Origin of the sequence: Nitratireductor sp. (assembly GCF_017794765.1) — a bacterium.
Lineage (GTDB): Bacteria > Pseudomonadota > Alphaproteobacteria > Rhizobiales > Rhizobiaceae > Nitratireductor.
Window position 1 is genome coordinate 3,071,650 of sequence record NZ_CP051236.1, and the last position, 12,517, is coordinate 3,084,166.

The window sequence follows — 12,517 nt, forward strand, 5'->3', positions numbered from 1 at the left end:
CAAGATAATGTTGCGGAATACAGACTCCAAATCACGCTTTCTTACTTCATGTTACGGCATAAGAAAAACACGAGTGTCTTATAACTTTCTGAATTGTTTACTGAATTTTAACGAAAAGGGGGATGCATCGCATCCCCCCATCAAACGTTTGTAACAGAGTCTTTCGCCTAGTTTGCTTGCCGGCGAAGAAACGCGGGAATCTCCAGGTGGTCCTCTTCCTGGATGTTCCGGGCCTGTGTGGTGAGTCGGCCATGCTCATCCAGCCGCCCCTGACGCGGTGCGTAGAGCTGCCCTTCGCTTTCCGCCGCGCGACGCGGCTGAGGCGCTGCCTGACGCAGCTTGGGTTCGCGGGGCTGCTCGGCATAACCTTGATCGCCGTCGCGGCGGGAAAGCCCGTGGGTAAGGCGCTTGATCAGCCCCATCGGGCCACGATCTTCATGCTCCTGCGATTTCGCTTCCATCTCGGCTTTCACCACCGGTGGGAAGTCTTCAACGCGGGGCATCCGGGGAGCGGAGACCTGTTCCTCCTGAACCCGCATCTGGGGCTGCGGCTCGAGGTGCTCGGCCACCGGTGCCGATTGGACCGGCTTGGGTGCCGGAGCAGCGGCTCGCGGAGCCGGCTGTACCGGCTGGGCACTGCGAAAGAGCGAGCTTTGCGGCTGAAAACCGCCATTGCTCATGGCCGGTCGCGCAGCCTGAGAGGCTGCTGGAGCCACTGCAGGCGCAGAGGCAGGCTCTGCCGTTGTACGCTCAGCCTGGCGAATGGCCTCGGCCACCGGATCGGCAGCAGGCTGCGGCTTCGGTTCAACGGAAGCGGCCGCCGGCCGCTGCGCCTCGATCGCTCGCGGTTGCTGCATTGGACGCGTAGCCGTAGCAGGAGCGGAAATCTCGGCAGCGGACTTGTCGATGCCTGTCGCCACCACAGAAACGCGGATCACACCTTCGAGATCTTCGTCGAACGTCGCACCGAGAATGATGTTTGCGTCCGGATCGACCTCCTCGCGAATGCGGGTAGCTGCCTCGTCCACCTCGAACAGTGTCAGGTCGCGGCCGCCGGTGATCGAGATCAAAAGACCGCGAGCACCCTTCATGGAGCTCTCGTCCAGCAACGGATTGGCGATTGCCGCCTCGGCAGCGGCCATTGCACGGCCTTCGCCGGAAGCCTCGCCCGTGCCCATCATGGCCTTGCCCATCTCGCGCATCACCGAGCGAACGTCGGCGAAGTCGAGGTTGATCAGGCCTTCCTTGACCATCAGGTCGGTGATGCAGGCAACGCCTGAATAGAGCACCTGGTCAGCCATCGCGAAAGCGTCGGCGAAGGTGGTCTTGTCATTGGCGATGCGGAAGAGGTTCTGGTTCGGAATGACGATCAGCGTATCGACGCATTTCTGCAGTTCCTCGATACCGGCTTCCGCCGTCTTCATGCGGCGCTGGCCTTCGAAATGGAACGGCTTGGTGACGACGCCGACAGTCAGAATACCCTTCTCACGGGCAGCGCGCGCCACAACGGGAGCAGCACCGGTGCCGGTACCGCCGCCCATGCCTGCGGTCACGAAGCACATATGGGTGGAGGACAGGTGATCGACCAGCTCGTCGATGCATTCTTCGGCGGCGGCTTTGCCAACTTCGGGCTGCGAACCGGCACCCAGCCCCTCGGTCACGGCAGCACCAAGCTGGATCAGGCGTTCGGCCTTGGATTGGGTCAGAGCCTGTGCGTCCGTATTGGCGACGACGAACTCGACGCCACGCAGGCCGGCATTGATCATGTTGTTGACGGCGTTTCCGCCCCCGCCTCCGACACCGAACACGGTGATGCGTGGCTTCAGCTCGGTAATATCCGGCTTCTGCAGATTGATAGTCATTGTCCTCGTCCTTTCCGCCTTTGCCGCCGCCTCGCCGCCGCGGTCGTCATTTGGGGCGCGCCCCCGCTAGAAGTTGCTTTTCAGCCATTGGCTGACGCGCTGGAACCGGCCGCCAGTGCCGGTTGCGCGAGTGAAAATGCCGCTCTTGCCGCTGCGGCCACGGTTTTCGAACTCCGCTACCTGCGGATAAATCAACAGCCCCACGGACGCGGAAAAAGCCGCCCCCTTGGCCGCTTCGGGCAACCCCGCCACGCCGAGCGGACGCCCGAGCCTGACATTGCGCCCGAACAGTCGCCGGGTTGCTTCCGGCAAACCGACGAGCTGGCTCGCGCCCCCCGTCAGAACCACCCTGCGCCCGACAAGGCCGCCGTAGCCGGAGCGGCTGAGCTTGTCGCGAGCCATCTCCAGCGTTTCCTCGATGCGCGCACGGATGATCCTTGTCATAACCGCACGTGGCACCTGTATCGGCTGTTCGCTCGGATCAGCCCCCATCGGGTGGATCGAAACGATATCCCGGTCGTCGCTCGAAGACATGAGCGCCGAACCGTGCATCACCTTGAGCCGCTCGGCATCCTCGAGCCGCGCCGAAAGGCCACGCACCAGATCCATGGTCACATGGTTGCCTCCCACCGGCAGCGCGTCGGCCCACACGAATTTTCCTTCTGCGAAAACAGAGATCGTCGTCGTGCCGCCACCCATGTCGATACAGGCAGCACCCATCTGCGCCTCATCGTCCACCAGTGCTGCCAGACCGCTCGCATAGGGTGTTGCCACCATACGCTCGACCGAAAGATGCGAACGGTTGATGCAAAGCTCCAGATTGCGCAGCGGCGCCGCATCCGCCGTCAGGATGTGCATGTCGACACCAAGCTCCGCGCCGACCATCCCGCGTGGATCGCGAATGCCGCGCTCTGCATCGAGGCTGAACCCTGTTGCCAGCGAATGCACCACTTCACGCTCGGTCTCGAGCCCCTGCCGCGCACCGGCCGCGAGAACACGGTTGATGTCGGACTGGGCGACTTCGTGACCGCCAAGATTGATCGACGCCGAAATCGTCTCGCTGCGCAGCCGCCCCGCCGACACGTTGACGATCAGCGAATCCACGGTCAGCCCCGCCATGCGCTCGGCCGCATCCACAGCCAGCCGGATCGCCTCCTCGGCCCGGTCGAGATCGACGATCACACCGGACTTCATGCCCTGCGACTGCTGATGGCCGATGCCGATGACTTTCACACGGTGAGTGCGGTGCCGCAGCGCCCGCCCCTCTTCCGCCGGCATGAGCCTGGCTATGATGCAGCAGACCTTGCTCGACCCGACGTCAAGCACAGTGATGATGCCGGAGCGGCGGGCAGCGCCTTTCTTGGGATCTGATAACCAGCTCATATCTGCGCCCCGTCTGCAATTCGCGTCTTGTAGCGCTCACGCATCGCGTCCTGGTGCGCCTTGGCAGCTTCTTCCGAAAGACCGATCGCCATACGATCGGCGAGCCGCATATCCACCGAGATGATATCGCGCGACAGAAGGCCGTTCTTGCGATCAAGCGCGGCAAGCGTTGCCAGTGTCAGCGCCTCGTTATTCTCGGGCAGCTTCACGGTCACACCGTTCTTAAGCCGCAGATCCCAGCGCCTGTCTCCAACACGGATATAGGCCCGCACCTCGTTTGCGATGGCTGGATGCCGGGCAACCTTGGCGATGAATTCAGGCCCGGCCTCGCGCGCGCCAACGCCGATCACCATCGGCAGCGCCGCATGACGTCCGCCATCGAACGGCGCGATCACAGCTCCGTCTTTCTCGATCAGCGACAGCTCATTGCCATGCTGCCAGATCGCAAAGGGCCTCTTCTCGGTGATGTCCACTTCGAGAGTGGCCGGATAGACCTTGCGCACGGCAACGCCTTCGACCCAGGGCAGACCGGAAAGACGCTGCCTGGCATCCTCGGCATTGAAGCCCACCAGAGCCGTCCAGCCGTTCAGGCCGACTTCCTGCAGAACATCGATCTCCGAGGTTTCCTGATTGCCGATCACGTTGACCTGCGCGATGGCAAGCCCCGTGCGCGCGGTGACGCTCTGCAGAACCTGCGGCAGATGCCCGCCCGCAACGATGCCGTAAACCGCCGTGGTTCCAAGCAGAACCGCAGTTGCGATCGTAGCGCCATAGCGTGGCGCTTCGACTTCCCCTGCATTGACCCTGTGCATGAAGCGCGCCGGACGGCGCAACCAGCGCGGCAATACGATGTCGCCTCCGCGAAAGCGTCCGCCGCTCCGGCCCGTTCCGGCTTGAGATGACGTCAGCGAGAACACGAGGCGTCCTCCACAATCCAACTCAACAATTCACCAAACCCAATTCCCGCCGCAGCGGCGATCTCGGGCACCAGAGAGGTTGGCGTCATGCCGGGCTGCGTGTTTACCTCCAACCAGACAAGCTCCCCATCATCGGATTTGCGATCGTCGAAACGGAAGTCGGACCGGGACACGCCCCGGCAGCCAATAGCCTTGTGTGCCTTAAGGGCCAGTGTTTCTATTTTTTGGTAAATATTTGGTGAAAGTTTTGCCGGGCATTCGTGTTTTGAGCCGCCGGGAACGTATTTTGAATCATAATCGTAGAAGGCGTGCCCGACCGGAATGATCTCCGCGATGCCAAGCACCCGGTCCCCCATCACCGCGCAGGTGAATTCACGCCCGGCAATGTAGCGCTCCACCATCACGCGCTCGCCGTATTGCCACTCGGTGGACCCGATAATCTGCGGCGGGTTGCTCTGCCCTTCGGTGACAATGACCACACCGAAGCTCGACCCCTCATTGACAGGCTTCACCACATAGGGCGGCGCCATGGGGTGCTCGTTGCCGATCTCGAAACGGTTCACCACCAGCGCATCGGCAACGGGAATACCCTCAGCCTTCGCCACCGTCTTGGCGAGCTGTTTGTCCATAGCCAATGCGGATGCGAGCACTCCCGAATGCGTGTAGGGGATGTCGAGATATTCGAGAATCCCCTGGATCGCCCCATCCTCACCGAACGGACCGTGCAATGCATTGAAGGCGACATCCGGGTTGAGTTCGGACAGAACACGCGCCACATCGCGCCCGACATCGACGCGCGTGACGGCATATCCCTCAACCTCGAGAGCATCGGCGCAGGCAGTGCCGGAAGAAAGACTGACCGGCCGTTCAGAGGAAAAACCTCCCATAAGTACGGCAACGTTCTTTCTCTTCATGGTCCGGCTACCCCCTTGTCCGGCCGCCCAGAATTTTGGGCGATAAGCTGCATTGGCCGAGTGAGACCTCCTCGATTAGGAAAGCCCCCGACCCGAACGCCGCGACTCAAATCAGTGATTACTTATGAGCCAAAGAATCAGAGGTTTGATTCCATGGCAAGGGCTTGAGATTCCCGACGATTCAATTTTCTGAAAATTTTACACTTTGTGAACGCGAACACCCGTGTCGCGCAACTTGACACGGCACGGCTGTATGAGCGTCAAAATCGTAAGAGAACCTTGCGTCGCGCGAAAAGTCGCATGCGAGCTCAGAGCATCTGCCCCAACAGCGGATCGATCTCGCGCCCCGGCCTGAATTCGCCAATGCGCTTGATCTCCCAATCCAGGCGAATCCCTGAATGCTCAAGCACACGAGCCCGGACCGTTTCACCCAGATATTCAAGGTCGTACCCGCTCGCCGTACCCGTGTTGATCATGAAATTGCAATGCATGGGCGACATCTGCGCCCCGCCGATGGTGAGGCCGCGGCATCCCGCCTTGTCGACCTCTTTCCAGGCCGATGACCCGGGAGGGTTCTTGAACGTTGAACCGCCTGTCTTTTCACGTATCGGCTGCACGGTCTCGCGATGATGCTGCACGGCATCCATCTCTTTCTGGATCGTCTCCCGGTCTTCGGGATAGCCCTCCATCAGCGCAGAGGTGAAGATCAGATCTTTCGGCACCGAGGAATGGCGGTAGTCGTATCCCATATCGGCGTTCGAGAAGATGTGTAGTTCGCCCTTCCGGTCAAGCGCGCGCACTTCCACGACCCGCTCCCTGGTCTCGACGCCATTGGCGCCCGCATTCATGCGCAGCGCACCACCCAGCCCGCCCGGTATGCCGTGGTAAAAGTGAAATCCACCGATGCCCGCCTCCAGCGCCGCGGCTGCGAGACGTTTGTCGGGGATGGCCGCTCCTGCACGGATTCGCGTATCCGAAACAATCTCTGCCTGCCCGAAGCCCTTGGCCGACAGGCGAACCACAAAACCACGAATGCCACCTTCGCGCACGAGAAGGTTCGAACCGATCCCCACCATGGTCACCGGAATGTCTTCCGGCACCGCCTTCAGGAAGGCAGCCAGATCCTCTTCATCAGCAGGCTGAAACAGCGCGTCGGCGGGCCCGCCGGCGCGAAACCAGGTGATCTTGTCCATGCCGGCGTCGGGTGTCAGACGCCCCCGCAGCCCCGACAGACGATCCCCGAGACGGTCGAGCAGAGCGGCCCCACTCATCCCTTTGCCCCCAGCTCGTCAGGAAGCGCATAGGCCCATTGCGTGATGTTGCCGGCGCCCAGATAGACGATAAAATCGCCCTCTTCCGCCCAGCTTCGCACTATGGGTTCCACCGCTTCCGGCCCTTCGATATGGGCAACGTCTCGATGTCCGGCCGCACGGATCCGTGCCACTAGCGTTTCAGACGACACGCCTTCGATCGGGTCTTCACCGGCAGCATAGACCGGGGCAATCAACACCTTGTCGGCCTCGTTGAAACATGCCGCAAAATCATCGTAGAGATCGTGCAGCCGCGAATAACGGTGCGGCTGAGCAATGGCGAGAATACGCCCCTTGCAGGCTTCCCGGGCGGCTTTCAGAACCGCACGGATCTCCACCGGATGATGCCCATAATCATCGAAGACGCTCACGCCGTTCCAGCTTCCGGTGAGCGTGAAACGGCGTTTGACGCCGCCAAAGCCCGCAAGGCCAGTACGGATCGCCTCATGGTCGATGCCCAGTTCATGCGCCACGGCGATCGCCGCCGTCGCGTTCGAAACATTGTGTTTTCCGGGCATGGGCAGGCGCAGTCCTTCGAGCGTTTCCGTGCCACCCGTCTTGCGATCGCGAAAGGTCACGTCAAACACGGAAACCGGCCCATCCATCCGGTGATTGGCAAAGCGCACATCCGACTGCGGGTTTTCGCCATAAGTGATAACCCGGCGATCCTCGATCCGCCCGACAAGCGCCTGAACCTCGGCGTGGTCGATACACATGGCAGCAAAGCCATAAAACGGTACATTCTCGACAAACTGGCGAAACGCTGCGCGCAGTTTGTCGAAATCACCATAATGATCGAGATGCTCCGGATCGATATTGGTGATGACGGCAATTTCAGCCGGCAGCTTCAGGAAGCTTCCATCGCTTTCATCGGCCTCCACCACCATCCAGTCACCTTCGCCCATACGCGCATTGGTGCCATAGGCGTTGATAATCCCGCCATTGATCACGGTTGGATCGAAACCGCCCGCATCGAACAACGCGGCCACCATCGACGTGGTTGTGGTCTTGCCGTGCGTTCCGCCAATGGCGACCGCCTGGCGAAAGCGCATCAACTCGGCCAGCATCTCTGCGCGACGCACGATTGGCAGGTGTTTCTCGCGCGCAGCCACCAGTTCCGGATTGTTCTTCCTGATGGCAGTGGAGACGACGATGACTTCAGCCTCTCCCAGATTCTCTGCGGAATGACCGACGAAAACCTCGATCCCCTTATCGCGCAGCCGCACGACATTGGGGTTTTCGGCCTGGTCCGAGCCCTGCACCTGGTACCCCAGCGTATGCAGCGCTTCCGCGATACCACTCATGCCGATGCCGCCGATGCCGACGAAGTGCACGGTTCCGATCGTCTCCGGCATTTTCATGCGTGGCTTCCTTCTTTCACTGATTTGGCAGATTGGCCGGAGGCAATAGCCTCAACGAGGTCCGCAAGCAACGTAGCCGCATTCGTTTTACCCACGCCTTGCGCTGCCACAGCCATGTCGGCGAGGCGTTGAGGCTGCTCCATCGCTCCGCCGATCAGTTCGGCAAGCCGCTCCACGCTGAGCGTGGCCTGCGGATGGAGTTCAGCTCCCCCGGCGCGCTCCAGCGCTGCTGCATTGGCTGCCTGATCGTGGTCGAGAGCATGTGGATATGGCACCAGAAAGGCCGGTCGGCCAATCGCCGCAATCTCCGAAACGGTCGAGGCACCCGAACGCGATATCACCAGATGGCTCTCGGCAATGCGCCGCGCCATATCGTTGAAAAATGTCGAAACCTCTGCCGGCACACCGAGCTTGTCATAAGCGGCACGAACATCCGCTTCGTCTTCCGGCCGCGCCTGTTGAGTGACGCGAAGTCGTTTGACCTGCTTCGGTGCGAGTTTTGCAATGGCCGTCGGGATGGCGTCGGAAAAAAACTGCGCGCCCTGGCTGCCGCCAAAGACAAGCAGACGAAACACCTCTTGAGAACCCGCCGCGCGATAGGTCTCGCCAGCCGCCTCGATAACCGCCGGACGGACCGGATTGCCCGTGGCGATAATTTTGTCCGCAAACGGTCCTTCATCGGCCAGAAAACCACCGGCAATGGCCTGAACACGCGATGCCAGCGCCTTGTTGGCGCGCCCCATCACGGCGTTCTGTTCATGGATAAGTGCCGGAATGCCTCGCCGCGTCGCCGCCCAGAGCGGCGGCAGGGTCGGGTATCCGCCGAAACCGACCACCGCGGCTGGCTTCAGCCGTTGCATCAGCGCCGAAGCCTGCTTGACGCCACGCCAGATGGTCCAGCCTGCTTTCAGGAGCGCTACCGGGTTTTTCGAACCGAATGTGGCGCTCTCGATGATATGGGTTTCCTCGGCCGGAAAATCGCCTGAGAAACGCGCCGCCCGCTTGTCAGTCGCCAGGTGCACCTGCCAGTCACGCGCGCGTAGCGCATGTGCCAGCGCTTCGGCCGGAAAGAGATGACCGCCGGTCCCACCGGCGGCAAGAAGTATCGCGCCTTTACCCATGTCAGTTCGCAATCGCCTCGTGTCCCGCTGGGGGCGCATAGGACACCGGACGGCGCTTTTCAGGTTTGCGACGGGTCAGCGCAAGGACAAAGCCCATGGAAATGGCCATGGCGATCAGCGAAGAACCGCCATAGGAGATGAAGGGCAGCGTCATGCCCTTGGCCGGCAGCATGCGGACATTCACGCCCATATTGATAATCGACTGAAAGCCAAACAGTATGACAAGACCGCTCACCGCATAGCGTGTGAAGTCGTCCTCCTCACGCCGCGCTTTCGTCAGCCCGCGCAACACCACAAAGGCAAACAGCCCAAGCAGGATCAGACACAGGATGATGCCGAACTCCTCACCGGCAACCGCAAAGACAAAATCCGTGTGGCTGTCGGGCAGGATACGTTTGACGGTCCCTTCGCCAGGACCACGTCCAAACCAGCCGCCGCGGGTTATCGCCTCGATGCTCATATCCACCTGATAGGTGTCGCCCTCACCGGTCAGGAAGCGGTCGATGCGGTCGGCCACGTGAGGGAAAATCGTGTAGGCAAGAAAGGCCCCGCCTGCGCCCAAAGCGCCAAGCACCGCAATCCACAGCCACGGCATGCCGGCGATGAAGAACATCGCCCCCCAGGTGCCGAGAACCAGCATGGTCTGACCGAGATCGGGCTGGGCCACCAGAAGCGCGATCACAAGCCCCAGAAGAAGCATGGCGAACAGGTTGCCCGGGATCTCCGGCTGTCTGGCGTGCTCGTGAAAGAGCCATGCGCAGATCACCACAAAGGCCGGTTTCAGATATTCGGAAGGCTGAATGGAAACGCCGAACACATAAAGCCAGCGCCGCGAACCCTTGACTTCCATGCCTGCGAAAAGGGTGACCACCATCAGAACCAACGCGCCCGCAAGCATGACGAGAGCGACCCGACGCACCTGACGCGGACTGAGGAAGGAAATCGCGATCATGACCACCAACGCCGGCAGCATGTAAACGATCTGGCGCGTGACAAAATGAAAACTCGACAGGCCGATGCGCTCCGCCACGGCGGGGCTTGCCGCGAACGACAGGACCACGCCCAGCCCCATCAGCATGAGAAAGGCCGCGAGAAACCAACGGTCGATGGTCCACCACCAGTTTGCCACCGGGCTGCGATCGGTGCGGCTCACCATGTCACTTGCTCCCCATCATTTCGGTACCGGCGAGCGAACGCACCGCCTCGCGGAAGGCATCGCCGCGCACCTCAAAATTTCTGAACTGGTCGAAACTCGCACAGGCTGGCGAAAACAGAACCACAGCCTCCGGCGCGGGATCGCCCGCCGCATCGCGCGCCGCGTGGTCTACGGCTTTGTCTATCGTACCCGAAATCTCGAACGCCGTCGCCTCCCCGATGGTGGCTGCGAAAGCCGGTGCCGCCTCGCCAATGAGGTAGGCCTTGGCGATCCGCGGGAAGAAACTCTTCAGCGTCTCGATCCCGCCCTCCTTGGGCAGGCCGCCGGCGATCCAGTAGATGCGCTCAAAACTCGCCAATGCTCGTTCTGCTGCGTCGGAATTGGTGGCTTTCGAGTCATTGACGAAGAGGACCCGCCCCCGGCGCGCCACCTGCTCCATCCGGTGGGCGAGCCCCGGGAAACTGTTGAAACCGGCCTGGATATCGTCCGCCGTCAGGCCGCACTCGATACAGGTCGCGAGGGCCGCCAGCGCGTTCTGAGCGTTGTGTGCGCCACGCAGAGAACCGATGCCTTCAAGCGTCGCCAGTTTCTCCGCAACGCCATCGACAGCCCGCATGAGATCGAAACCCTTCAGATAAAACCCATCGGAAAGCGATGATGTCGCCGAGATGCGCTGAAGCTTCCGCCCATTTTTTTCAAGCCGGTTGGCGATGTGCCGGCAGTCGGGATCGTCGACACCGATAATCGCCAGCCTGCTCTTGGCCACCAGGCGTTCCTTGATACCAGCGTAATTCTCGAAGGAGCCGTGCCGGTCCAGATGGTCGGGCGAAAGATTGAGCAGAATGCCGACCGAAGGATCAAGCGTGGGAGCAAGATCGATCTGATAGGAAGAACATTCCACCACATGGTATCGATCAGCAGCAGGAGGTTCGAGCGTCATCACGGCCCGGCCGATATTGCCACCCATCTGCGTGTCGCGTCCCGCACTTTTGAGAATGTGGGCGATCAGAGCCGTTGTCGTGCTCTTGCCGTTGGTGCCAGTGATGGCAACAAACGGTGCCTCAGATGCATGGGCCCGGCGCTCGCGTGCGAAAAGCTCCACGTCGCCGATGATTTCCACTCCCGCTGCCCGCGCGAGATCCACGCTCCAGTGCGGACGCGGATGGGTCAGAGGTACGCCCGGCGATAGAACCAGGGCCTCCTGTCCGCTCCAGTCGATGTTCCGCAGGTCTTCTGTCGGCACGCCTTCGCCCGCCGCGCGCGCCACGCTGCCGGGGTTGTCGTCAAAAGCCGTCACCCGCGCCCCGCCGGCCATCAGCGCGTGGGCGGTGGCGATACCCGAACCGCCGAGCCCGAAAAGGGCGATGGTTTTGTCCTTGAAAACCGTGGCCGGAATCATTGGCGACCCCTAACGCAGCTTGAGAGTGGAAAGCCCGATCAGGGCGAGCAGCACCGCGATGATCCAGAACCGGATCACCACCTGGCTTTCCGTCCAGCCGAGCTTTTCGAAATGGTGATGGATCGGTGCCATCAGGAACACGCGTTTGCCGGTCATCTTGAAGACCGCCACCTGGATGATCACAGACAGGATTTCAACCACGAACAGCCCGCCGATAATGGCGAGCACGATCTCGTGCTTGGTCGCCACCGCCACCGAGCCGATCAGGCCACCCAGTGCCAGTGATCCGGTGTCTCCCATGAAGATCGCCGCCGGCGGCGCGTTGAACCACAGGAAGCCGAGCCCCGCGCCGATCACAGCACCCAGGATCACCGCCAGCTCACCGGTGCCCGGCACGAAATGGATCTGCAGATAGTTGGCGAAAATGGCGTTACCGGAGAGGTAGGCGATCACGCCGAACGAAGCCGCCGCCACCATCACCGGCACGGTGGCAAGCCCGTCGAGCCCGTCCGTCAGGTTCACCGCATTGCCCGCTCCCACGATCACAAAGGCCGCGAACGGGATGAAGAAAATGCCCAGATTGAGCAGAAAATCCTTGAAGAACGGAAAGGTCAGCGAGGAGGAAAATGGCGCCTGCCCCGCCTGCATGATGGTCCATGCGGCAAGCCCCGCGATCAGGAACTCCGCCGAAAGCCGTGCCTTTCCCGAAAAACCCCGGTGAGACTGCTTCGTCACCTTGAGGTAATCGTCATAGAAACCGATCGCGCCAAAACCCACCGTCACCATCAGCACCACCCAGACATAGACGCTGGAAAGGTTTGCCCACAGCGCGCACGAACCCAGAATGCCCGACAGCATCATGAGCCCGCCCATGGTGGGCGTGCCAGCCTTCTTGAAATGGGTCTGCGGTCCGTCGGCACGGATCGGCTGTCCCTTGCCCTGCCGCACTCTTAGCGAGGCGATGATCATTGGCCCGAACAGAAACACGATCAGCGCCGAGGTGATCAGCGCTCCGCCGGTGCGGAAAGTGATGTAACGGAATACGTTGAAGACCGAAACTTCATCGGCCAGTTCAACGAGCATCATGAGCATGG

At 61.3% G+C, this 12,517-nt stretch carries 10 protein-coding genes; all 10 read right to left on the minus strand.

The window, feature by feature from the left end; all coding sequences use genetic code 11:
* Nucleotides 1-167: 167 nt before the first annotated feature.
* The 10 genes from ftsZ to mraY all read right to left on the minus strand — a co-directional run bounded on the left by ftsZ (nt 168) and on the right by mraY (nt 12,515).
* On the minus strand, nt 168-1,862 hold the full coding sequence (ftsZ, locus tag HF949_RS14565) for a cell division protein FtsZ (RefSeq protein ID WP_292896426.1): 1,695 nt from the start codon (nt 1,860-1,862) through the stop codon (nt 168-170).
* A gap of 66 nt (nt 1,863-1,928) precedes the next feature.
* The gene (gene ftsA / locus HF949_RS14570) at nt 1,929-3,245 is read right to left on the minus strand and encodes a cell division protein FtsA (RefSeq protein WP_292896428.1); all 1,317 of its coding nucleotides are present in this window, start codon (nt 3,243-3,245) and stop codon (nt 1,929-1,931) included.
* Nucleotides 3,242-4,162 (minus strand): cell division protein FtsQ/DivIB, encoded by a 921-nt coding sequence (locus HF949_RS14575; RefSeq protein ID WP_292896430.1) that lies wholly within the window; start codon nt 4,160-4,162, stop codon nt 3,242-3,244. The genes ftsA and HF949_RS14575 overlap by 4 nt, the downstream gene beginning before the upstream one ends.
* Entirely contained in the window at nt 4,150-5,076 is a 927-nt protein-coding gene (locus tag HF949_RS14580; protein WP_292896432.1) for a D-alanine--D-alanine ligase, read from the minus strand. Before HF949_RS14580 ends, HF949_RS14575 begins: the two co-directional genes overlap by 13 nt.
* Nucleotides 5,077-5,384: 308 nt before the next feature.
* Entirely contained in the window at nt 5,385-6,347 is a 963-nt protein-coding gene (gene murB / locus HF949_RS14585; RefSeq protein ID WP_292896433.1) for a UDP-N-acetylmuramate dehydrogenase, read from the minus strand.
* Nucleotides 6,344-7,747 carry a UDP-N-acetylmuramate--L-alanine ligase gene (gene murC / locus HF949_RS14590; protein ID WP_292896435.1) on the minus strand — a complete coding sequence of 468 codons (1,404 nt, stop codon included), beginning with the start codon at nt 7,745-7,747 and terminating at the stop codon, nt 6,344-6,346. Before murC ends, murB begins: the two co-directional genes overlap by 4 nt.
* Nucleotides 7,744-8,868 carry an undecaprenyldiphospho-muramoylpentapeptide beta-N-acetylglucosaminyltransferase gene (gene murG, locus HF949_RS14595; RefSeq protein WP_292896437.1) on the minus strand — a complete coding sequence of 375 codons (1,125 nt, stop codon included), beginning with the start codon at nt 8,866-8,868 and terminating at the stop codon, nt 7,744-7,746. The genes murC and murG overlap by 4 nt, the downstream gene beginning before the upstream one ends.
* A gap of 1 nt (nt 8,869) precedes the next feature.
* A complete protein-coding gene (gene ftsW, locus HF949_RS14600) occupies nt 8,870-10,024 on the minus strand; it encodes a putative lipid II flippase FtsW (protein ID WP_292896439.1) in 1,155 nt (384 codons plus the stop codon).
* Between the two features lies 1 nt (nt 10,025).
* Nucleotides 10,026-11,423 carry a UDP-N-acetylmuramoyl-L-alanine--D-glutamate ligase gene (murD, locus tag HF949_RS14605; RefSeq protein WP_292896441.1) on the minus strand — a complete coding sequence of 466 codons (1,398 nt, stop codon included), beginning with the start codon at nt 11,421-11,423 and terminating at the stop codon, nt 10,026-10,028.
* Between the two features lie 9 nt (nt 11,424-11,432).
* Nucleotides 11,433-12,515: a phospho-N-acetylmuramoyl-pentapeptide-transferase gene (mraY, locus tag HF949_RS14610; RefSeq protein ID WP_292896443.1), complete on the minus strand. Its 1,083-nt coding sequence runs from the start codon at nt 12,513-12,515 to the stop codon at nt 11,433-11,435.
* Nucleotides 12,516-12,517: the final 2 nt, after the last annotated feature.